This is a genomic window from Kitasatospora sp. NPDC088346, assembly GCF_044740765.1.
GTDB lineage: Bacteria > Actinomycetota > Actinomycetes > Streptomycetales > Streptomycetaceae > Kitasatospora.
Window position 1 is genome coordinate 57,562 of record NZ_JBIURH010000005.1, and the last position, 19,514, is coordinate 77,075.

General features: G+C 74.8%; 20 protein-coding genes. 9 read left to right on the forward strand and 11 right to left on the reverse strand.

All coding sequences use genetic code 11. From position 1 onward, the window contains the following. Positions 1 to 128: 128 nt before the first annotated feature. Both ACIOFR_RS09625 and ACIOFR_RS09630 read right to left on the reverse strand, forming a co-directional pair. Positions 129 to 1,052, reverse strand: coding sequence for a DsbA family protein (locus ACIOFR_RS09625; RefSeq protein ID WP_400994157.1), 924 nt, complete (start codon positions 1,050 to 1,052; stop codon positions 129 to 131). Then, on the reverse strand, positions 1,049 to 1,522 hold the full coding sequence (locus ACIOFR_RS09630) for an RrF2 family transcriptional regulator (RefSeq protein ID WP_400994160.1): 474 nt from the start codon (positions 1,520 to 1,522) through the stop codon (positions 1,049 to 1,051). The genes ACIOFR_RS09625 and ACIOFR_RS09630 overlap by 4 nt, the downstream gene beginning before the upstream one ends. A 182-nt stretch (positions 1,523 to 1,704) precedes the next feature. On the opposite strand from ACIOFR_RS09630, the gene ACIOFR_RS09635 reads away from it, so the two are divergent. Beyond that, positions 1,705 to 2,256 (forward strand): cupin domain-containing protein, encoded by a 552-nt coding sequence (locus ACIOFR_RS09635; RefSeq protein ID WP_400994162.1) that lies wholly within the window; start codon positions 1,705 to 1,707, stop codon positions 2,254 to 2,256. Between the two features lie 55 nt (positions 2,257 to 2,311). Here ACIOFR_RS09635 and ACIOFR_RS09640 read toward each other — a convergent pair whose 3' ends face one another. The 3 genes from ACIOFR_RS09640 to ACIOFR_RS09650 all read right to left on the reverse strand — a co-directional run bounded on the left by ACIOFR_RS09640 (position 2,312) and on the right by ACIOFR_RS09650 (position 5,037). Then, on the reverse strand, positions 2,312 to 3,430 hold the full coding sequence (locus ACIOFR_RS09640; RefSeq protein ID WP_400994165.1) for a chemotaxis protein: 1,119 nt from the start codon (positions 3,428 to 3,430) through the stop codon (positions 2,312 to 2,314). Between the two features lie 329 nt (positions 3,431 to 3,759). Next, positions 3,760 to 4,587 (reverse strand): tyrosinase family protein, encoded by an 828-nt coding sequence (locus tag ACIOFR_RS09645; protein ID WP_400994167.1) that lies wholly within the window; start codon positions 4,585 to 4,587, stop codon positions 3,760 to 3,762. A 45-nt stretch (positions 4,588 to 4,632) separates the two neighbouring features. Next, a complete protein-coding gene (locus ACIOFR_RS09650) occupies positions 4,633 to 5,037 on the reverse strand; it encodes a tyrosinase cofactor (RefSeq protein WP_400994170.1) in 405 nt (134 codons plus the stop codon). Positions 5,038 to 5,426: 389 nt separating this feature from the next. Here ACIOFR_RS09650 and ACIOFR_RS09655 point away from each other — a divergent pair, with 389 nt between their 5' ends. Both ACIOFR_RS09655 and ACIOFR_RS09660 read left to right on the forward strand, forming a co-directional pair. After that, positions 5,427 to 7,073 (forward strand): phospholipase, encoded by a 1,647-nt coding sequence (locus tag ACIOFR_RS09655; protein WP_400994173.1) that lies wholly within the window; start codon positions 5,427 to 5,429, stop codon positions 7,071 to 7,073. Between the two features lie 146 nt (positions 7,074 to 7,219). Next, the gene (locus ACIOFR_RS09660) at positions 7,220 to 7,408 is read left to right on the forward strand and encodes a hypothetical protein (protein ID WP_400994175.1); all 189 of its coding nucleotides are present in this window, start codon (positions 7,220 to 7,222) and stop codon (positions 7,406 to 7,408) included. Between the two features lie 79 nt (positions 7,409 to 7,487). On the opposite strand, the gene ACIOFR_RS09665 is transcribed toward ACIOFR_RS09660, so the two are convergent. Further along, on the reverse strand, positions 7,488 to 8,117 hold the full coding sequence (locus ACIOFR_RS09665; protein ID WP_400994177.1) for a MarC family protein: 630 nt from the start codon (positions 8,115 to 8,117) through the stop codon (positions 7,488 to 7,490). A 91-nt stretch (positions 8,118 to 8,208) separates the two neighbouring features. Here ACIOFR_RS09665 and ACIOFR_RS09670 point away from each other — a divergent pair, with 91 nt between their 5' ends. Continuing rightward, positions 8,209 to 8,847, forward strand: a complete 639-nt coding sequence (locus tag ACIOFR_RS09670) for a LysE family translocator (protein ID WP_400994179.1) — start codon at positions 8,209 to 8,211, stop codon at positions 8,845 to 8,847. A gap of 80 nt (positions 8,848 to 8,927) precedes the next feature. After that, on the forward strand, positions 8,928 to 9,374 hold the full coding sequence (locus ACIOFR_RS09675) for a YchJ family protein (protein WP_400994181.1): 447 nt from the start codon (positions 8,928 to 8,930) through the stop codon (positions 9,372 to 9,374). A 45-nt stretch (positions 9,375 to 9,419) separates the two neighbouring features. On the opposite strand, the gene ACIOFR_RS09680 is transcribed toward ACIOFR_RS09675, so the two are convergent. The 4 genes from ACIOFR_RS09680 to ACIOFR_RS09695 all read right to left on the reverse strand — a co-directional run bounded on the left by ACIOFR_RS09680 (position 9,420) and on the right by ACIOFR_RS09695 (position 12,946). Continuing rightward, complete coding sequence (locus tag ACIOFR_RS09680) at positions 9,420 to 9,656, reverse strand: hypothetical protein (protein WP_400994184.1); 237 nt, start codon at positions 9,654 to 9,656, stop codon at positions 9,420 to 9,422. 267 nt (positions 9,657 to 9,923) lie between these two features. Continuing rightward, positions 9,924 to 11,342 carry an aldehyde dehydrogenase family protein gene (locus ACIOFR_RS09685; RefSeq protein WP_400994711.1) on the reverse strand — a complete coding sequence of 473 codons (1,419 nt, stop codon included), beginning with the start codon at positions 11,340 to 11,342 and terminating at the stop codon, positions 9,924 to 9,926. Positions 11,343 to 11,472: 130 nt separating this feature from the next. Next, positions 11,473 to 12,075 carry a hypothetical protein gene (locus ACIOFR_RS09690; protein WP_400994186.1) on the reverse strand — a complete coding sequence of 201 codons (603 nt, stop codon included), beginning with the start codon at positions 12,073 to 12,075 and terminating at the stop codon, positions 11,473 to 11,475. Between the two features lie 118 nt (positions 12,076 to 12,193). Further along, complete coding sequence (locus ACIOFR_RS09695) at positions 12,194 to 12,946, reverse strand: SDR family NAD(P)-dependent oxidoreductase (protein WP_400994189.1); 753 nt, start codon at positions 12,944 to 12,946, stop codon at positions 12,194 to 12,196. A gap of 50 nt (positions 12,947 to 12,996) precedes the next feature. Here ACIOFR_RS09695 and ACIOFR_RS09700 point away from each other — a divergent pair, with 50 nt between their 5' ends. The 3 genes from ACIOFR_RS09700 (at position 12,997) to ACIOFR_RS09710 (ending at position 17,361) form a co-directional block, all read left to right on the forward strand. Continuing rightward, positions 12,997 to 13,911: a helix-turn-helix transcriptional regulator gene (locus ACIOFR_RS09700; RefSeq protein ID WP_400994191.1), complete on the forward strand. Its 915-nt coding sequence runs from the start codon at positions 12,997 to 12,999 to the stop codon at positions 13,909 to 13,911. A 344-nt stretch (positions 13,912 to 14,255) separates the two neighbouring features. Further along, the gene (locus ACIOFR_RS09705) at positions 14,256 to 15,899 is read left to right on the forward strand and encodes a M4 family metallopeptidase (RefSeq protein ID WP_400994194.1); all 1,644 of its coding nucleotides are present in this window, start codon (positions 14,256 to 14,258) and stop codon (positions 15,897 to 15,899) included. 163 nt (positions 15,900 to 16,062) lie between these two features. Then, on the forward strand, positions 16,063 to 17,361 hold the full coding sequence (locus tag ACIOFR_RS09710) for a VWA domain-containing protein (RefSeq protein WP_400994196.1): 1,299 nt from the start codon (positions 16,063 to 16,065) through the stop codon (positions 17,359 to 17,361). 60 nt (positions 17,362 to 17,421) lie between these two features. On the opposite strand, the gene ACIOFR_RS09715 is transcribed toward ACIOFR_RS09710, so the two are convergent. Then, positions 17,422 to 17,823, reverse strand: coding sequence for a TIGR03618 family F420-dependent PPOX class oxidoreductase (locus ACIOFR_RS09715; RefSeq protein WP_400994198.1), 402 nt, complete (start codon positions 17,821 to 17,823; stop codon positions 17,422 to 17,424). A 143-nt stretch (positions 17,824 to 17,966) separates the two neighbouring features. Between ACIOFR_RS09715 and ACIOFR_RS09720 the strand changes: the two genes are divergently transcribed. Continuing rightward, on the forward strand, positions 17,967 to 19,397 hold the full coding sequence (locus tag ACIOFR_RS09720; protein ID WP_400994200.1) for a DUF2252 domain-containing protein: 1,431 nt from the start codon (positions 17,967 to 17,969) through the stop codon (positions 19,395 to 19,397). The last annotated feature ends 117 nt before the right edge of the window (positions 19,398 to 19,514 follow it).

The window sequence follows — 19,514 nt, forward strand, 5'->3', positions numbered from 1 at the left end:
CGTTGGGGTGCGTGGAGAGCATGCGCTCATCCTGGCGAGAGCCGACCCCCGCTGTCAATGGACACAAAAAGGTGTCTCATTCGGCGATACGGCCCCACAACCGGCCGCCCACGCACGATCCTTGCTGCTCAGGAACGGTCCGGCGGCCCCGCCGGGGAAACCGGCGGCGCGCACCGGGAGACCAGCGGCGAGCCCGACCGCTCGGTCGGGTGCAGCAGCAGCGTCCCGTTCCCGGTCCCCACCCGCAGGGTGCCCTCGGGCAGTTCGCCCGGCACCCCGGCCAACTCGCTCTCGAACAGGCTCCGGTGGCGCTCCAGCAGCCCGGCCGCCGTCGACGGCGGCCGGCCCTGCGGCACCAGCCCCGGGCACACCGCGCGGGCCGCCGCCAGGTACTCCCGCAGCGGACGCCAGCCCGGCACCGCGCGCCGCCCGGCCGGGCCGCCGAACAGCAGCGTCGGCAGCGCGTAGCGGTGGCCGTCCTCGGTCTCCTTCGCCGCTCCCGGGTGCGGCCCGTCGGCCCGCAGGCCCACCACCTCGGGAACCGGCCGGCGGGTCTCGGCCCGGTCCCGGTCGATCCGGTCCCGCACCGCGGCCGAGCCGAGGTCGGCGCGCAGCCGTCCGAGGTCCAGCCCCGGGACACCGTGCAGTGCGGCCAGCACCCGTTCCGGGGTGTCGGCGGGATCCCCCAGCACGAAGGCGGTCTCCCGCAGCCTGCGCAGCACCCGCTCGGCCGGCCCGGGGCCCTGGGCCTCGGCGGCGGCCGAGGCGAGCGAGGCGGGCAGGCTGCCGGCGGCCACCCTGCGCAGCTCGGCGGCGCGCGGAGCACCGGTGTGGGCGGTGATGCCCTCCACGTACCGGGCGTACCAGGCGGCCTCGGCGCGGGGGTCGGGGGCGGGGTCGTCGTCCTCGTCGAAGAGCATCCCGAAGACCCGGCGGTGGCGCGCGACGCCCCGCAACTCCTCGCGCAGCAGCCGGAGTTTGGGTTCGGACCCCCAGGCCCAGGGACAGAGCGGGTCGGTGTACTCGACGACCTCCAGCCACGCACCGGTCATGCCGGCACCCCGACGGCCGCGGCCGCCCGCGCGGTCGCGCCCGCCCCGGCCTGCGGCGCGGGCGGCATCGGCGACGCGGCCAGCAGGGCGGCGACCGTGGTCCCGGCGAGCACCGCCGTCGCCCGGTCCTCGATCTCCCGCCAGACCGCCGGCAGCCCGTCGGCCGGCCCCGGGTAGTCCAGGCCGTCCAGCGGCTCCCCCCGCAGGGTGATCACGTCGCCGTCCACCGCCCGCACCACGTCCAGCAGGGTGATCTCCACCGCGGCCCGGCCCAGCCAGTAGCCGCCCTCGCAGCCCCGCTGGCTGCGCACCAGGCCGGCCCGCCGGAGGTCGCCGACCACGGACTTGAGGAACCGGAACGGGATCCCCTGGGAGGAGGCGATGGCCTCACAGGTGAGCGGACGGGCCGTGTCACAGGCGAGTTCGACCAACGCGCGCGCGGCGTAGTCCGCCTTCGCGGAAATATGCATGGGGACGAGTATCCCCGTGCCGCCGCGCGCTTCAAGTCCCCACCCCGGGGCGCCCGTCGGAAAGGACACCTCTTGACATCCTTTCCGGCCGGGCCCTAGCGTCCAGTCACATCCACCGGGCCGCGCCGGGCTGCCACGCCCCGGTCCGGGCCCCTCCGTCCGACCCCGTACCGGGAGCCGCCATGTCCACCGCCCTCAGCCACACTCCCCCGGCCGACGGCGAGCCCGGCGCCGGCTGCACCGAGGCCGGGACGGGCTTCCACCCCCACCTGCCCGACCACGACCACGGGCCCGCCGCCAGCACCCCGCTGCGCGCCCGCCTGCACCACGTGCGGGCCGGGACGCTGGACGGCGGCACCGCGCAGACCGCCGGCATGCGGCGCTTCGCCGCGATCAGCGGCGGCACCGTCGGCTCGGAGAAGCTCTGGATGGGCCAGACCCACGTCGCCCCCGCGACCGCGTCCTCCGACCACCACCACGGCGAGTCCGAGACCGCCATCCACGTGGTCAGCGGTCACCCCGAGTTCGTCTTCGTCGACGACTCCTCCGGGCAGCCGCAGGAGGTACGGCTGCGCACCGGGCCGGGCGACTACGTCTTCGTCCCGCCGTTCGTCCCGCACCGCGAGGAGAACCCGGACCCGGACGAGGAGGCCGTGGTGGTGATCGCCCGCTCCACCCAGGAGGCCGTCGTGGTCAACCTGCCGGGGCTGTACGCGCTCGGCGCCGGGAACTGACGACGGGCCGCCCCGGACCGTCGACCCGGTCCGGGGCGGCCCGTCGGGCGGCGGGTCAGTACCGCAGCACCGCGGCGATCCGGTCGTGCTGGGCGAGGCTGTCGGCCGGCAGGAAGACCACCTCGGACCGGCTGTCCAGCGCGGCCTCGACCAGCTCGTCGACGATGTCCTCGCGCACCCCCTGCTCCCAGGACCCCGGGCCCGGCTCGCCCTGCACCGGGGCGAGGTGCCCGTCCGCCAGCCGAACGGTGGCCTGGAACTGCTCCTCCACCGCGACCAGTTCGACCCGGCCCTCGCGGACCGCCTCCCACACCTCGTCCAGGCCGGCCGCGAAGAGCCTGCGGCCGCGCGCCTCGTCGAACAGCTTGCCGACCCGCAGCCGCTGCTCCGACCGCAGGGCCTCGGCCGTCGGCGCCAGTTCCTGGAGCAGCACCCGCGCCGGCCCGTCCACCAGGCCGCCCTTGCGGACGGTGGCCGAGGCGCCGGCGACCGCGGTGCCGACCTCCTCCAGCAGGCTGACGGCCTGGGCGAGGCCGACCAGGCGGAACGGCCGGGGCTCGGCGGCCAGCACGGCGGCCAGCGCGGTGTCGACGGTCCGCAGGAACCGCCGGGTCTCCTCGTCGCTGAAGGTACTGGGCTGGTCCCCGACCCGCTCCTGGCGCTCCGGGTCGAAGTCCAGCGGCTCGGGCTCCAGCGGGAAGCCGTGCGTGCGGTCCTCCCGGAGCGACTCGCCGACCCCGCTCCACAGGGTGGCGCGGTCGGCGGCGACCGCCAGCACCCAGTACGGGCGGGCCTGGGCCTTGGCCGCCACCAGGTTCCGGGTGAGGTAGGTGTCGCTCAGCACCACCCGCTCGGGCACCGGCCGGGCCAGTGACCAGAGCTGGTGGTCCCTGGTGGTCGCCAGGATGACCAGCCCGTCCAGCGAGTGGCGCAGGTCCACCTCACCCGCGGCACGCTCCAGCCGGGCCTTGAGGTCGATCCGGTCCTGCCGGGAGACCTGCGGGTCCTCCTCGATCCGGCGGACCGCCTCGGCCAGCACGTTCCGCAGCCGCACCGCGTCCTGGGCGTTGTCGGGTTCGCGACGGTGGGTGGGCAGGGTGAGGGACACCGCCGGATAGGGCCGCGGCGCCCGGAGGTCGCGGAGGACGGAGACGGTCAGAGCGTCGGTTTCCATGGGGCCTTCCTGGTCGGTCACCTGGGGTGCGGGGCGGAGGCCGCCGACACCCAGGGGCCGGGCCCCGGCCGGCGGGTCCGTCCACCCCGTCGAGCCAAGCACAGCGGCGCGGACCTTGCCCGTCGGCCGCGCCCGGGCGGCCCGGAGCGTACCCGGCCGGGCGCCCGGCGCGCGCCGGAGACGGCCGGCACCCGGTGCCCGCGGCGGAGCGCGGGCACCGGGTGCCGGCCTGGACGGGCGGGACGGCGGGACGGCGGGACGGCGGGACGGCGGGACGGGCGACCGGTCCGGTCACGCAGGACGACCGGTCGGCCCGGCCGGCTGAGGGGCTAGAAGCCGGTGTCGTACGTGTAAAGCCCGCTGTGGTCGAGCATGTCCGCCGGGGTGGTGTCGTTCCACGGCTTCATGCTGTCGTTGAGGTCGATGACGTCCGGGGTCCCGCCGGTCGGCAGGTAGCTCTGGGTGGGGTGGCGGCGCTGCCACTCCGACCAGAGTTTGTCGATGAAACAGTGGTGCAGCCAGAACACCGGATCGTTCGGCGACATGCCGGTGCTCATCATGCCGCCGACCCAGACGTGCACCCGGTTGTGCAGGTTGACGCCGCGCCAGCCCTCCAGCTGGTTGCGGAAGCCGTCCGAGGAGCTGTTCCAGGGGGCGGCGTCGTAGACGGCGACGTTGAGCACCGACTCGACCTCGCTGCGGGTCGGCAGCTGGGCGACGCCGGCGCCGAGGGCCCGGCGCAGGAAGTCGCGGCTGTCGGGCCGCACGGAGAGCGTCCAGCGGCCGGTGCCGCCGGCGAACGGGCCGGTGGTGACCTGGCCGTCACGGGAGCGGCCGTTGCCGCCCATCAGGTCCGAGCCCCACAGGCTCGCGGTGGTGGTGCGGTCGGCGGTCCAGTCCCAGTAGGGCAGGTTGACGGCGGGGTTGATGCTCTGCAGGTCGCGCTCGAACTGCAGCAGGTAGCGCCGGTGCCAGGGCAGGAAGGACGGCGAGCGGTGGCCGGTGCGCTCGCCGCGGTCGGTGTCCGAGATGATGAACTGGTTGTGCGTGCTGACGTAGGCGTCGTAGCGGCCCAGCCGCTTGAGCTCCAGCACGGCGTCGACGAAGTCGCGCTTCTCGGCTGCGGTCAGGGTCGCCTGGTTCTTGCGTATCGCCATGGGTCGTCCTCCGGTTCGGTCCAGGGTGGTGGGGTCGGTGGCAGGTCAGCCGAGGGCGAGCGGGACGAGCTGGGCGCCCTGCAGGTCGTCGACGGCGGCCCGGGCGAGCGCCCGCGGGGTCTGGTGGGTCTGGTAGTGGTTGATGACGCTGATCCAGGTGCCGTCGGCGTTGCGCATCATGTGCAGCTCCTGGCCGTCGATCCGGACCTGGTAGCCGACGTCGTGGTGGTGGTGCCCGGTGCCGGCGGTCGGGCCGCCCTGGATCCGGCGGCCGCGGTACTGCTCGTCGAAGCGGTCCCCGGCGCCCGGGTCGGCGGCCACGGCCGCGCTGTCGCCGGGGCCGGTGGCCCCGAGGACGACGACGCCGACGGCCGCGGTCAGCGCGACGCCCGCGCCCTGCAGCATCCGGCGCCGGGTCAGTTCGGTCGCGTTGGGCCTGTTTTCGGACATGGCTGAGTACCCCCTGAGTGAGAAGTGAGGAATGAGTGAGCGGTCGCCACACCGCCGCCTCATGCTTTCAAGATCACCAGAGGATCCGGAACGGCCGATCGGCGGGGGTCGGACGGATGATCGACTTTCCGGACACCGCGCGCTCGATGTTGCACCTTGAACCAGTCAAGGAACCACAGTTTCTGTGGCCACATGCGCCACCCACCTAAAGATCCTTCGTCGCGCGACCGGGAATCCCGAAAGATCTTCGGCCGACGGGCGGATCCTGTGATCGGCTTCACGGCCGCAGGTTGGCGCATTGCAGTGGCCTGATCTGGCGTCATATTACTTTCGGGTAATCTCATGCCGTCCCGCAGGTGAACCCCGACCATTCCTTGAAGGAACGCCCAGTGATCCCTCACCGGACCAGCCGCCCCGGCCGTCTCACCCGCTCCGCGGTGGCCGTATCCGCCCTCACCGCACTGCTCTCCGCGCTGCCGGCCGCGCCCGCCCTCGCGGCCCCCGCGGCCGGCACCGGCGCGACCCCGCACCTGGACGCGATCGAGCAGACCCTGCGTCAGGTCTCCCCCGGCCTGGAGGGATCGGTCTGGCAGCGGACCGAGGGCAACAGCTTCACCACCCCGGCCGACGACCCGGCCGGCTGGCTGCTGCAGACCCCCGGCTGCTGGGGCGACGCCGCCTGCACCGACCGGCCCGGCACCCGCAAGCTCCTCGACCGGATGACCGCCGACATCGCCGGGGCCACCCGCACCGTCGACATCTCCACCCTCGCCCCCTTCCCCAACGGCGGCTTCGAGGAGGCGGTGGTGGCCGGGCTCAAGGCCTCCGTCGCGGCCGGCAACCGTCTCCAGGTCCGCATCCTGGTCGGCGCGGCCCCGCTCTACAACGCCAACGTGCTCCCCTCCAGCTACCGCGACGAGCTCGTCGCCAAGCTCGGCAGCGCCGCCGGCGGCGTCACCCTGACCGTGGCCTCCATGACCACCTCCCGGACGGCCTTCTCCTGGAACCACTCCAAGATCGTGCTGGTGGACGGGCGCAGCGTCATCACCGGCGGCATCAACGGGTGGAAGGACGACTACCTCGACACCAAGCACCCGGTGACCGACGTCGACCTCGCGCTGAACGGCCCCGCCGCCGCCTCCGCGGGCCGCTACCTGGACACCCTCTGGGGCTGGACCTGCCAGAACACCGGCGTGTTCGCCAACGCCTGGTTCGCGTCCTCCAACGGCGCCGCCTGCCGGCCGTCGCTGGAGCGGGAGCTCAACCCCGCCACCGTCCCGGCCACCGGCAACGTGCCGGTCATCGCCGTCGGCGGCCTGGGCGTCGGCATCAAGGACAAGGACCCGTCCTCGGCCTACCGCCCCGCTCCGGCGACCGCCCCCGACACCAAGTGCGGTCCGGTCAACCTGCACGACAACACCAACGCCGACCGGGACTACGAGACGGTCAACCCCGAGGAGAATGCGCTGCGCGCGCTGATCGCCGGCGCCGACAGCCACATCGAGATCTCCCAGCAGGACGTCAACGGCACCTGCCCGCCGCTGCCCCGCTACGACATCCGGCTGTACGACCTGCTGGCCGGGAAGCTCGCGGCCGGCGTCAAGGTCCGCATCGTGGTCAGCGACCCGGCCAACCGGGGCACCGTCGGCAGCGGCGGCTACTCGCAGATCAAGTCGCTCGCCGAGGTCAGCGACACCCTCAAGTCCCGGCTCACCGCGCTCAACGGCGGTGACGCGGCGAAGGCCCGCGCCGTGATGTGCCAGAACCTCCAGCTGGCCCCGTTCCGTTCCTCCTCCGCCGCCACCTGGGCCGACGGCCACCCCTACGCCCTGCACCACAAGCTGGTCTCGGTGGACGGCTCCGCCTTCTACATCGGCTCCAAGAACCTCTACCCGGCCTGGCTGCAGGACTTCGGCTACATCGTCGAGGACCGGACCGCCGCCGCCCAGCTGGACCGCGACCTGCTGGCGCCGCAGTGGCGCTACTCGCAGGCCGCCGCGACCGTCGACTGGAACACGGGCACCTGCCCAGCGTGATCCGGCCGGCCGGGTCCGCCTCCCCGGGCGGATCCGGCCGACCACCACCCCCGCGCGGCCGGGCCGCGGCGTCCCCGTACACCCGGACGGCCGAGTATCCGGCCCGGGACCAGCGCTCTTCGAGCAGTCGGCGGCAGCATGGGGTCATGACACCTGACACCGCTCCCAGCGAGATCAAGACGTATACACACGGCCGTCACCTCCAGGTCTCGGACCGCGGCTCCGGGCCGGACGGATCGGTCGAGGACCACGTCGGCGCCACCCCCGTCGACCCCGACACCGGGCTCCTCGACGACAGTGCGTACGACGACGTCATCACCAGATCCGTGAACTGACCGCCCACCCCGCCGCCTCCGGCCCCCGGAGGCGGCCACCCCGCCCGGGCCACCCACGCCGGGCGACCGCCGCGTCGGCTCAGTGGGCTTCGCCGATCGGGACGCCGAGACTGACCAGGCCGGCCAGGAACAGCTCCACGCCGACCGCGGCGAGCAGCAGGCCGAGCAGCCGGGAGAGGACCTCCAGCGAGGTCTGGTGGGTGCGGCCCAGCACCGGGGCGAGCAGGATCACACAGACCAGGTCGATCGCGACCACGGCGGTGTAGGCGACGGCGATGGTGGTGTTCCAGCCCCAACCGTTCTCACCGATGGTCTCGACCAGCACCGCGGTCATGGCGAGCGGGCTCGCCACGAACGGCAGCAGCAGTTCGCGGACGCCCTCGGCGAGCTGGTTCGGCAGCGCCCCGCCGTCCTGCGAGGCACCCAGGTGCAGTCCGAGGACCAGGGCGATCGCGTAGACGGTGAAGATCAGACCGCCCGCGAGCTTCAGCGACTCGTCGCCGATGTGGAAGAAGTCGGTGAGGAAGTCCGAGGAGTACGCCACGACCACGCCGAGCACCGCGGCGATGGCCGAACTGACCGCCGCGACCCGGATCAGCTCCTGAGGGGTGCGCTCCTTGGCCACGTGGGCGAAGGAGAGCAGCACCTTCGGCGGGCCGACCACGGCGAAGAAGGTGATGAAGGCCGAGCTCAGGTTGAAGGGGGACACCACCCCATACTGCGCGGAGCACCCGCACCGGCCCGGGATGCCACACGGGGGGCCGCCCCGCCGACCGACCCGAACGCTAGTGTTGTGCCCCATGGCACTCGGCACCGCACTGTGGTCCTTCACCCTGGTCGTCGGACTCCTCACGCTCACCCCCGGTCTGGACACCGCGCTGATCCTGCGCACGGCCGCGCTCGGCCGGCGGCGGCAGGCCTGGGGCGTGGTGCTGGGCATCCAGACCGGCACGCTGATCTGGGGCACCCTCACCTCCCTCGGCGTCACCGCGCTGCTGACCGCCTCCCACCTGGCGTACGAGGCGCTGCGCTGGGCCGGAGCCGGGTACCTGCTGTGGATGGGCGCGCGGATGCTGTACGACACCTGGCGCCACCGGCCCGGTCCCGTTCCGGACGACGCCGAGCTGCTGACCGGGCGGGGCCGGGTCGGCGACGGCTGGCGGCGGGGCACGCTGACCAACCTGCTCAACCCCAAGGTGGGGGTGTTCTACGTCGCCGTGCTGCCGCAGTTCATCCCGGCGGGCGCGCCGCACCTCACCACGGGTGTGCTGCTCACCTGCGTCCACATCCTGCTCGGCCTGCTCTGGTCGGCGGTGCTGGTCGGCTTCGCGCAGGCGCTGTCCGGCTGGCTGCGGCGGCCGTCCGCGCGCCGCACGCTGGACCGGGTCACCGGCACGGTGATCGCCGGCTTCGGGCTGCGGCTGGCCCTCGAGGGCTGAGCGCCGGACGCCGGCGGCGCGCGACCCCTGCGGGCCCGACGTGGACGGACGGGCTCCCCGCGTCCGGGACAATGGCGGGCATGAGTCGACGTACCGCCAAGCGCCCGAAGACCCCCGCCCGGCCCGGGCCCGCACCGGTCACCGGGGCCTCGCCCTGCCCGTGCGGGCTGCCCGCGGCGTACCGCGAGTGCTGCGGGCGGCTGCACCGCGGCGAGGCCGAGGCGGTGACGGCCGAACAGCTGATGAGGTCGCGGTTCAGCGCCTTCGCCGTCCACGACGCCGCCTACCTGATGCGCAGCTGGGATCCGGAGACCCGGCCGCCGGAGGTCGAGCTGGACGGCCGGCTCCGGTGGGTGCGTCTGGAGATCCTGGGCCGGACCGACGGCGGGGCGTTCCACGTCGAGGGCACCGTGTCGTTCCGTGCGCACTTCACGGACCGGGGCGAGACGGGTTCGATGGAGGAGAACAGCCGCTTCCGCCGGTACGAGGGCCGCTGGGTCTACCTGGACGCCCTGCCCGAGTCCTGAGCTGCTCCCGCCCGGTCGCCCCGGCCACCGTCGGCCGGACAGGCCCTACAGGCCGCCGTTGAGGACCGCGCTGGTGACGGCACCGGTCTGGACGTTCCACTTGGCGAGCAGCCTGTCGTACTCGCCGTTGCGGATCAACTGTTCGAGCGCCTTGGCCAGGGCGTACTGCAGCCCGGTACCGGCCTTGTTCAGCGTGATGCCGTACGGGCCGGGCTGGAGGTAGCCGCCGGCCGGCTGGAACCTGCCGCCGCGGTCGGGGGACTTGGTGTTGTACTCGGCCACCGGGTAGTCGTTCAGGTCGGCGGCGGCCGTGCCGGCGGCGACCTCCGCCAGCGCCTTGTCGAACTGTGGTTATCCACCAACGGCGCACCGCCCGCCCGGGCGCCGGACGTCGGAACCGACGGTCCGGCCGGCCGGTCCCCGGGGCGGCCGGCGGACTCCCGGCGGACTCTACGCGTGAAGCGCTCTCGCGGCCGCGAGCTGCGGCGACGCACGCGCGCGGCGCGGCCCGGGACCTGCCGGGGCCGCGCCGCGCGACCTGCTCAGAACTCAGAACTGCAGCGACTTCGTCTGGAGGAACTCGGCGAGCCCGTGCCGGCCGAGCTCGCGGCCGACCCCCGAGGACTTGTAGCCGCCGAACGGGGCCGCCGGGTTGAACCGGGCGCCGTTGATGTCCACCTGCCCGGTGTCCATCCGGCGGGCGAAGGCGGCGGCGGTCTCGCTGTCGGCGGCCCAGACGCCGCCGGCCAGGCCGTAGTCGGTCCCGTTGGCGATCTCCAGGGCCTCTTCCTCGTCGCGGTAGGCGAGGATCGAGAGCACCGGCCCGAACACCTCCTCCTGCGCCACCGTCATCCCGGGTGTGACGTCGGCCAGCACCGTCGCCCGGACGTAGTACCCGCGCTCCAGGCCCTCCGGCGCCTGCGCGCCGCCCGCGACCAGGCGGGCGCCCTGCGCCACCGCACCGGTGATGTAGGCCCGGACGCGATCGCGCTGGCTCGCGCTCGCCACCGGACCGAGGCGGGTGGTGGGGAGGGTCGGGTCGCCCGGCAGGTACCCGGCGGCGGCCTCGGCCGCGATCGCGACGGCCTCCTCGTACTGGTCCCGGTGGACCAGCAGCCTGGTCCAGGCGGTGCAGGTCTGGCCGGAGTTGGCGAGGACGTTAGCGACGTTCGCCTTCACCGCGCGGGCCAGGTCGGCGCCGGGCAGGACGACGTTGGCGGACTTGCCGCCGAGCTCCAGGGCGACCCGCTTGACGCCACGGCCGGCCGCGGCGCCGATCGCCCGGCCGACGGCGGTCGACCCGGTGAACGACACCAGGTCGACGTCCGGGTGCTCGACGAGCGCCGCGCCGGCCTCGGTGCCGACGCCGGTGACCAGGTTGAACACCCCGGGCGGGAAGCCCGCGTCGTGCACCAGCTCGGCGAACAGCCGGGCCACCAGCGGGGTGTACTCGGCGGGCTTGAGGACGACGGTGCAGCCGGCCGCGAGGGCGGGCACCACCTTGGCGACGATCTGGTGCAGCGGGTAGTTCCACGGCGTCACGGCCGCCACCACACCGGCCGGCTCGGCGTACACCGTGGAGTTGCCGACCTGCTCCTCGAACTCGTACTTGGCGAGGACGTCCAGGTAGGAACGGGCCACCGTGAGCGGCAGCGTGGCCTGCACGGCGGTGGCGAACCTGATCGGGCTGCCCAGCTCCGCGACCACCGTCTCGGCGATCTCCTGACGGCGGGCGGCCAGCCCGTCGCACAGCCGGCCCAGCGGCGCCAGCCGCTCCTCCCTGGTGGTCCGGCCCCAGCTCCGGGCCGCCGCCCGGGCCGCCGCGACGGCGGCGTCGACGTCCGCCGCGCCACCGGCCGGGACGGTGGCCACCAGCTCCTCGGTGGCCGGGTTGAGCACCTCGATCCGCGCCTCGGCGAGCGAGGGCCGCCAGGCCCCGTCGATGTACTGGTCGGTGTGCTGCTGCACCACGGACGTGGTCCTCTCCTCCGGTCGGGCCCCCGCCCTGCGCGCGGGCACCCCGTCTACTGGCACTGCGAGTTAACGGGCCGTCGGACAGCGGCACAAGGGGGCCACCGCGTGCCGCGCCCCACACCGGTCACAGCCGTTCCAGCTCCGCAGCGCGCCGCAGGTCCTTGGGACGGCCGATCGCCCGGCGCATCAGGATCAGGTCCTCGCGGCGGAGGTAGTGGACCCGGGTGCCGTCGGGGGCGGTCGCGGTCAGCGCGCGGGCGAGGAAGTCCTCGACCGGCAGGATCCCCCAGGGCAGGCGCGTGGTGCAGCAGTCACCGCCCGCGGCGGGCGAGGAGAAGTCGAGCTTGCGCAGCCGGAAGGCGTCCGCGCCGGTGGGCAGTTCGACCCCGTCCTCGTCGTGGACCCGGGCGCCGACCTCGGCGAACGCCGTGGCGAACGCGTCCGCCTGCGCGGCGTCCCCGTCCCAGAGCAGGTCCAGGTCACCGGTGAGCTCGGTGGAGCCGTGCAGGATTCCGGCCACCTGCCCGATCACCACCGCCCGGGCGCCCGCCCGGTGCAGGGCGCCCAGCAGCGGGAGCGGGTCGAATCCGTGCGCGCCGTCGGTGGCGAAGGTCCCGAGGGTGTCGTCGGCGGCCTGGTGGCCCAGGCCGGTGGCGGCCCGGCCCGCCGTGAGCTCCCGGGTCCGTCGTACGGCGTGGTGCAGGCGAGCGAGGGCGGCATCCGTCATCCGTCCATCCAACACCGCGGGGCCGGCCGCCGCACCCCCGATTCGGCCGAAGGCCGGTGCGGCGGCGGCCCGTTCGGCGGCATCGGGTGCGGCAGCACCGGCTCCGGCGCCGGCCCGTTCAGCCGTCGCGCAGGATCCGCCGGGCCACACCGGGAGCCACCCGCAGCAGGGCGAGCAGCGGCCGGGCCGCGCCGACCGGCACGACCGGGCGACCGCGCCGGATCCCGTTCAGGACGGCCTCGGCGGCCTGCTCCGGACTGAGCTTGCGGGCCGGCCCCTCACGGCCGGCGGTCATCGCGGTGTCCACCAGCGGCAGGACCACCTCCTGCACCAGGACACCGGGGGTCTCGACGGCGGCCTGGTGGCGCAGCGCCTCCAGCAGGACGCGCAGGCCCGCCTTGGTCGCGCAGTAGACCGGCGCGCTGCGCTTGGGCACGTAGCCGAGGCCGGAGCCGACCGCCACGAAGGCGGCCCGCGGGGAGGCCGCGAGGTGCGGCCAGCAGGCGGCGGCCAGTTCGACCACCGAGGCGAGGTTGACCTCGATCTCCGTACGGGCCCGGTCCAGCACCTGCGGCCCGGGTCCCGCGGTGAGCGGACTCGGGTACTGGACACCGGCGTTGGCGATGACCAGGTCGAGGCCGCCGAGCCGATCGGCGGCCTCGGCGACGACCCGGGCGGCCTCGCCGGGTACCGCCAGGTCGGCCGCGATCTCCAGCGGGCCGCGACCGGAGGCGCCGGCGCTGCGGGTGGGGTCGGCGCTGCGGCCGCAGACGGCGACCCGGGCGCCGCGGGCGGTCAGGGCGGTGGCGAGGGCCAGGCCGACTCCGGCGGTACCGCCGGTGATGAGGGTGCGTCGTGCGTTGAAGTCCACGCGTCCGATGGTGGCGGGGCTCGGGTGCGGTGCGCTTGTACGATCACGCCATGCGGCGAGACAGCACCGACCGGGGCCGGAGCGTTCACCCGGCGATGGTCCGCGCCGTGCTGTCGGCGCCGGGGCGGCCGGGCGGCCGGTCCGCGGCCGGCACCGAGGCCGAACGGCTGCTCGACCGGGGCGCCCCGGTGCCGGAGCGGCTGCACGCCCGGCTGCTGGGCGAGCTCTGGGCCGCGGGGCCGGCCGCTCTGACGGGCGCGGCCGAGCGGCTGCTCGCGGACGCCCCACCGCCGCTGGCCGAGCTCGCGACCGCCGACGGCCTCGCCGAACTGACCGCCCGGGCGGCCCTGGTGGAGCCCTGGTTCCACGTCGGCCACCGGACCGGCGCGGTGCTCGACGACCGGGGGCTGACCGTCCGGCACACGGGCCGGTTCGGCGGCGCGCCGCAGCTGCCGGAGTCACTGTTCGTCTGCGCGCTGTACGCGGCGGGCGCGGCGGCGGTGGTCGGGCGGCCCCCGGAGGTCCGGCTGCTGTCCGCCGACGGCGGCGACCTGCCGCCGGCCGCGGCCCGCACCCGTCCGCCGGTCCCGGTGGTGGGCTGGCGGCTGCTCTGGACCCGGGGCGCGCCGGTCGCGGAGGTCGGTCCGGCGACGGCGGTCCGCGGGTGGATCGCCCAGGACCCCGGCCGGGCCTGGCGGCTGGCCCAGGCGGCCGAGCGGCTCGGCTGCTCGTCGCGCTCGCTGCAGCGCGAGCTCGCCCGGGCGGGCACCGGCTTCCAGGCCGAGCTGCTGGCGGTCCGGCTCGGGGTGGCGGCCCAGCTGATCAGCCGGACGTCGCTGCCGCTCGCCGAGGTGGCCGCGTCGGCCGGATTCACCGACCACGCGCACCTGGCCCACCGGTTCAGGGCCGCGTACGGCTGCGCGCCCTCGCAGTACCGGGCGGCGGCCCGGCCCGGCGTGCGGTGAGTCGGCGGCTCGGCAGAACTCCTCCAGGTGGAGCAGGGTCGGGCCGTCGGCCGAGACGCACTGGTGGGCCTGCCGGTTCACGGGGGGGGCGGAGTGATCCCGGAGCCCGTGCTTGATCTCGCGCCGGAGAGCGGTGCGTTTCCCGGCCGCCGCGTCATCCTCGCACCGTACGAGGCCCCCTGGACGGATCCTGTCCTGAACATGTAAAAAAGCGTCACTCCCCGTGCGACCCGCCGGCTCACGGCCCCGCGCGCCCTCAGGTACAGCGCCACCCCCTCCCGGGACCCGGTGCGCGCTGCTGCCCGCCCGGCCCCCGGACTCCCCCCACGCACCCGAGGAGCCCGATGCTCATCAGGACCCGCACCACCGCCCTCGCCACCACCGTCGCCCTCGCGGCCGGCACCCTGCTCGCCGTCACGGCACAGGCCGCGCCCGCCGCCGAGCGTGCGGGCCGGCCGACCCCGGCCACCGCCGTCTCCCGCGCCGAGGCCGCGCTCACCGCCCACGCGGGCGAACTCGGCGTCACCGACCGGCAGTCGCGTGCCGTCCGGGACGTGGTGATCGACGCCGACGGCAGCCAGCACGTCCGGTACGACCGCAGCTTCGCCGGCCTCCCCGTGCTCGGCGGCGACGTGGTCGTGCACCTCGCGCCGAACGGCGCCTACCGCGGCGCGGACCGGGCCAGCACCGCCGCGCTCACGGTGCGCAGCACCACCCCGGCCGTCGGCGCCGAGGTCGCCGCCGAGCAGGCGGGCGCGGCGCTGCGCGAGGCGAACGCCGCACCGGCCGCCGCCGCACCGGCGTCGGCGGCCCCGCAGCTGGTGGTCGACGCCGGGCACGGCACGCCCCGGCTGGCCTGGCAGACCACCGCCGCCGGCCTCGACTACCTGGGCAACCCGGTGGCCCGCACCGTGCTGACCGACGCCACCACCGGCCGGTCGATCACCTCCTGGGACGCCCTGGAGACCGCCGCCGGCGACGGCGCCTCGCTCTACAGCGGCACGGTGCCGCTGGAGTCGACCGTCTCCGGCAGCACCTACCAGCTCAAGGACCCGACCCGCGGCAACACCTACACCGGCGACGCCGCCAACAAGACCGACCTGTGCTTCGGCTCGATCTGCCTCAGCCGGGCCCCCGCCACCCTGTTCACCGACGCCGACAACCACTGGGGCACCGGCACCTCCGCGGACCGTGCCACCGCCGCCGTCGACGCGCAGTACGGCACCAACACCACCTGGGACTACTACAAGAACGTCCACGGCCGCAGCGGGATCGCCGGCGACGGCAAGGGCTCGTACAACCGGGTGCACTACGGGAGCAACTACAACAACGCCTTCTGGCAGGACAGTTGCTTCTGCATGACGTACGGCGACGGGGACGGCACCATCTTCGGCCCGCTGGTCGCGCTGGACGTCGCCGGGCACGAGATGTCCCACGGCGTCACCTCGCGCACCGCCAGGCTCAACTACTCGGGCGAGTCCGGCGGCCTGAACGAGGCCACCTCCGACATCATGGGCACCCTGGTCGAGTGGTACGCGGCCAACCCCTCCGACCCGGGCGACTACCTGATCGGCGAGGAGATCGTGAAGCCCGGCTTCGGCAAGGCCGCACTGCGCTTCATGGACCAGCCCTCCAAGGACACCAAGTCCGCCGACTGCTGGAGTTCGGGGGTCGGCAACCTCGACGTGCACTACTCCTCGGGCGTGGCCAACCACTTCGCGTACCTGCTCGCCGAGGGCAGCGGCGCCAAGGTCATCAACGGGGTGAACTACAACAGCCCCACCTGCAACAACTCCACCGTCGGCGGCATCGGCCGGGACAAGCTCGGCAAGGTCTGGTACCGGGCGCTGAGCACGTACATGACCTCCACCACCAACTACGCGGGCGCCCGGACCGCCACCCTCAAGGCGGCCACCGACCTGTACGGCGCGGGCAGCGCCGAGTACGCGGCGGTGGCGGCGGCCTGGTCGGCGGTCGCGGTCAACTGACCGGGGCGGCCCCGGGGACCGGCAGCGCGGCCGGTCCCCCTCCGGGGGCTCGACGGTTACGGCGACCGTCCGGCGCGGCCGGCCGGGAGCGGGGAGAATGCTGTGCCTCGGCCGCCCGCCGCCCCGCCCGTTCGCCCGTCCGTCCGTCCACCGGAGATGCCCTGTGACCGTCGTGCTCGCCAAGGGGGCCAACGCCCAACTGCCCTCCGGGGACTGCCGGGTGGTGGTCACGGTCGCGGGACCCGCCTTCGACCTGTTCGCGGTGCTGCTCGGCAAGGACGGAAGGGTCCGGGGCGATCACGACCTGGTCTTCTACAACCACCCCGCGCAGGACGGGATCGCGGTGGCCGGCGACACGGTCACCGCGGACCTGCGCCGGCTGCCGGGATCGGTCGCGCGGGTCGTCGTCGCGGCCGCCGCCGCGTTCGGCCCGGCGACCGCGGTCGGCACGGCGGTGCGCGGCGGGGCGGACGTGATCGAGTTCCCGCTGCCGGGGCTGTCCGACGGCGAGACCTGCGTCGTACTGGTCGAGTTCTACCGGCGGGGCGACGGCTGGAAGGTCCGGGCGGTCGGCCAGGGCTGGGCTTCGGGGGCGGCCGGCATGGCCACCGCGTACGGGCTGGAGGTCGACGAGGAACCGGCGCCCGTCGAACCGCCGGTGCAGGCGGTGCAGGCGCCGCAGACGGCACGGCCCGTGCGGCCGGCCGAGCCGCCGGTGCTCCCCGCACCCGCCTCAGCGCCCCCGACGGCGCCCGCGGCCGCACCCGCCATCAGCCTCGACAAGGTGCGGCGGACCGCGCCGGGCCTGGTCGACCTCTACAAGGCGGCCGGCGTCTCGCTGGCCAAGACCGGCCTGGGCCCGTTGCGGGCCGCCGTCTACCTGGTGCTCGACCACTCCGCGAGCATGACCTGGTTCTACGAGAACGGCACCATGCAGCACCTCGCCGAGCAGGCGCTCGGCCTGTCGGCCAACCTGGACGACGACGGCACCGTCCCCGTCGTGTTCTTCGCCAACGGCGTCCTGCTGGTCGCCGACCTGTCCCTGGACGCCTACCAGGGCCGGATCGACCGGCTGCACGAGCGGCTGGAGTGGGGCGGCACCCGCTTCGCGCCCGCGATGCAGGCCGTGATCGACCACTACGAGGGCAGCGGGGCCACCGATCCGGCCTTCGTCATCTTCCAGACCGACGGCGAGCCCTTCGACCGCCGGGCGACCCGCGAACTCCTGCGCCGGTCCAGCTCGCTGCCGATCTTCTGGCAGTTCGTCGGCTTCGGCCACAGCCGTCACCTGCGGTTCCTGCGCAGCCTGGACACCCTCGGCGGGCGGACCATCGACAACGCCGGCTACTTCGGCGCGGGCCAGAACCCGCGGGCGCGCTCCAACCCCGACGTCTACGACCGGCTGATGAAGGAGTTCCCCGACTGGATCCGGCTGGCCCGGGCGGCCGGCATCGTCCGCTGACGGCCACCCGTCCGCCGGGCCGATCCGCCCCGGCCCGTTGTGACGGGGAGCCGGCCCGCCTCAGGCCCGGCCGAGCGCCCGGTCGACGGTGATCTCGATCACCACGCGGTCCGGGTTCACCCGGGGCTCCCGGTACCGCTCGGTGTAGCGGCGGACCCCCTCGGCGACCGCCTCGGCGTCCTCGCGGACCACCGCGATCCCCTCCAGAGTGGCCCAACGCGCCCAGTCCACCTGGCAGATCGCCACCCGCATGCCGCCCTCACCGGCCGCGCGCACGTTCCGCGCCTTGTGGCTGGCCCGGTTGGTGATCACCCGGGCGATGCCGGTGGCCGGGTCGAAGGTGGCGCCGACCGGCACGACGTGCGGGGTGCCGTCCGGGCGCAGCGTGGTCAGGGTGCACAGGAGGCGCTCGCGCCAGAACGCGAGGTAGCCCTCGTCGAGGGCGCGGATGTCGTGAGCCATGCGGCCATGCTGTCACAGCCGCCGGGGGTGGCGGTGGGCCCGGCGGGCGGGTGGGGCGGTACGGTTCGACGCTGCGGGAACCGGCAGGGCCTGCGGGAACGTCAGCTGAGGGCATGGAAGCGGAACGGAGTCCGGTGGTGGGGATGCGCGAGCACAGGGTGGACGGCGGGGAACCGGCGGCGAGAGCCGAGCGGAGGCTCGCGGCGTCGGGCTTCGCGCCGTGGCCTCCGCAGGGCAGCGGCAAGGAGCGCGGGAAGGCGCTGCGCGAGAAGACCCCCCGGGGTTCGCACGCGGGCTTCGCCCCGGCCCCGGACCGGCCGAGCGTGGTGGCCGCGGTCGAGGAGGCGAACCTCGGGCGGCTCCAGCACCTGGTCCCGATACGGGTCGGCCGGATGGCGGCCTCACCGTTCGCCTTCCTGCGCGGCTCGGCCGGGCTGATGGCGTACGACCTGGCCGGCACGCCGGCGTCCGGTCCCGTGGCGCAGCTGTGCGGCGACGCCCACGCCGCCAACTTCGGCCTGTACGGCGACGCCAGGGGCCACCTGGTGATGGACATCAACGACTTCGACGAGACCGTCCCCGGCCCGTGGGAGTGGGACCTCAAGCGGCTCGCCGCCAGCCTGGTGCTGGCCGGCCGGCAGGCGGGCGCGAGCGAGGAGGTCTGCCGCGAGGCGGCGGCCGACGCGTCCGCGTCGTACCGGCGGACCATGCGGCGGCTCGCGAAGCTTCCGGCGCTGGACGCCTGGAACGCGGCGACGGACGAGCAGTTGGTCGACTTCACCGACGCGCACGAACTGCGCGAGGTGCTCGACGGGGTCTCGGCCAAGGCCCTGCGCAACACCAGCGCGCGGTTCGCCGCCAAGGCCACCGTGCGCCAGGAGGACGGCCGCTGGCGGTTCACCGCAGCGCCGCCGGTGCTCAGCGAGGTGTCCGACGGCCGGGCCGCCGCGGTGGCGGCCTCGCTCGGCGACTACCTGGCGACCGTGCCGGCGGAGCTCCACCCGCTGCTGGCCCGCTACAGCGTGCAGGACGTGGCGTTCCGGATCGTCGGCACCGGCAGCGTCGGCACCCGGTCGTACGTGGTGCTGCTGACCGACCGGCGCGAGGAGCCGCTGGTGCTCCAGGTGAAGGAGGCCCGCCCGTCGGTGCTGCTCCCGCACCTGGTCCGGGCCGGCTTCGACCCGGGCACGCCGGTGACCCACGAGGGGCGCCGGGTGGTGCTCGGCCAGAAGCGCATGCAGGTGGTCAGCGACGTCCTGATGGGCTGGACGACCGTGGACGGACTCCCGTACCAGGTACGGCAGTTCCGCAACCGTAAGGGCAGTGTGGACCCGGCGGCGCTGAAGCCCGCGCAGCTGGACGACTACGCCCGGATCACCGGGGCACTGCTGGCCCGCGCCCACGCGCACACCGCCGAGGCGGCCGTCATCGCCGGCTACTGCGGCAAGGGCGAGGAGCTGGACGAGGCGCTCGCGGCCTTCTCGGTGCGCTACGCGGACCGCAGCGAGGCGGACCACGCGGAGTTGGAAGCCGCCGTGCGCTCCGGCCGGCTGGCCGCGGAGACCGGGGTCTGACCGAGCCCGGTCCGAACCCGGCCGCAGCCGCAACCGGCCGGCCGTCGCGGGGCGCTGTTCGCGCCACCTCGCCCCGCGATGGCCGGTTCGCGTCCTGTCCGCCCGCGCCCTGCGCCC

Bases quoted from the DNA above. Each gene is read 5' to 3' on its own strand.
- ACIOFR_RS09645 (WP_400994167.1), bottom strand. From the start codon at position 4,587: ATGGCGATACGCAAGAACCAGGCGACCCTGACCGCAGCCGAGAAGCGC.
- ACIOFR_RS09650 (WP_400994170.1), bottom strand. From the start codon at position 5,037: ATGTCCGAAAACAGGCCCAACGCGACCGAACTGACCCGGCGCCGGATG.
- ACIOFR_RS09675 (WP_400994181.1), top strand. From the start codon at position 8,928: ATGAGTCGACGTACCGCCAAGCGCCCGAAGACCCCCGCCCGGCCCGGG.
- ACIOFR_RS09635 (WP_400994162.1), top strand. From the start codon at position 1,705: ATGTCCACCGCCCTCAGCCACACTCCCCCGGCCGACGGCGAGCCCGGC.
- ACIOFR_RS09625 (WP_400994157.1), bottom strand. From the start codon at position 1,052: ATGACCGGTGCGTGGCTGGAGGTCGTCGAGTACACCGACCCGCTCTGT.
- ACIOFR_RS09660 (WP_400994175.1), top strand. From the start codon at position 7,220: ATGACACCTGACACCGCTCCCAGCGAGATCAAGACGTATACACACGGC.
- ACIOFR_RS09700 (WP_400994191.1), top strand. From the start codon at position 12,997: ATGCGGCGAGACAGCACCGACCGGGGCCGGAGCGTTCACCCGGCGATG.
- ACIOFR_RS09640 (WP_400994165.1), bottom strand. From the start codon at position 3,430: ATGGAAACCGACGCTCTGACCGTCTCCGTCCTCCGCGACCTCCGGGCG.
- ACIOFR_RS09705 (WP_400994194.1), top strand. From the start codon at position 14,256: ATGCTCATCAGGACCCGCACCACCGCCCTCGCCACCACCGTCGCCCTC.
- ACIOFR_RS09720 (WP_400994200.1), top strand. From the start codon at position 17,967: ATGCGCGAGCACAGGGTGGACGGCGGGGAACCGGCGGCGAGAGCCGAG.
- ACIOFR_RS09690 (WP_400994186.1), bottom strand. From the start codon at position 12,075: ATGACGGATGCCGCCCTCGCTCGCCTGCACCACGCCGTACGACGGACC.
- ACIOFR_RS09670 (WP_400994179.1), top strand. From the start codon at position 8,209: ATGGCACTCGGCACCGCACTGTGGTCCTTCACCCTGGTCGTCGGACTC.
- ACIOFR_RS09630 (WP_400994160.1), bottom strand. From the start codon at position 1,522: ATGCATATTTCCGCGAAGGCGGACTACGCCGCGCGCGCGTTGGTCGAA.
- ACIOFR_RS09715 (WP_400994198.1), bottom strand. From the start codon at position 17,823: ATGGCTCACGACATCCGCGCCCTCGACGAGGGCTACCTCGCGTTCTGG.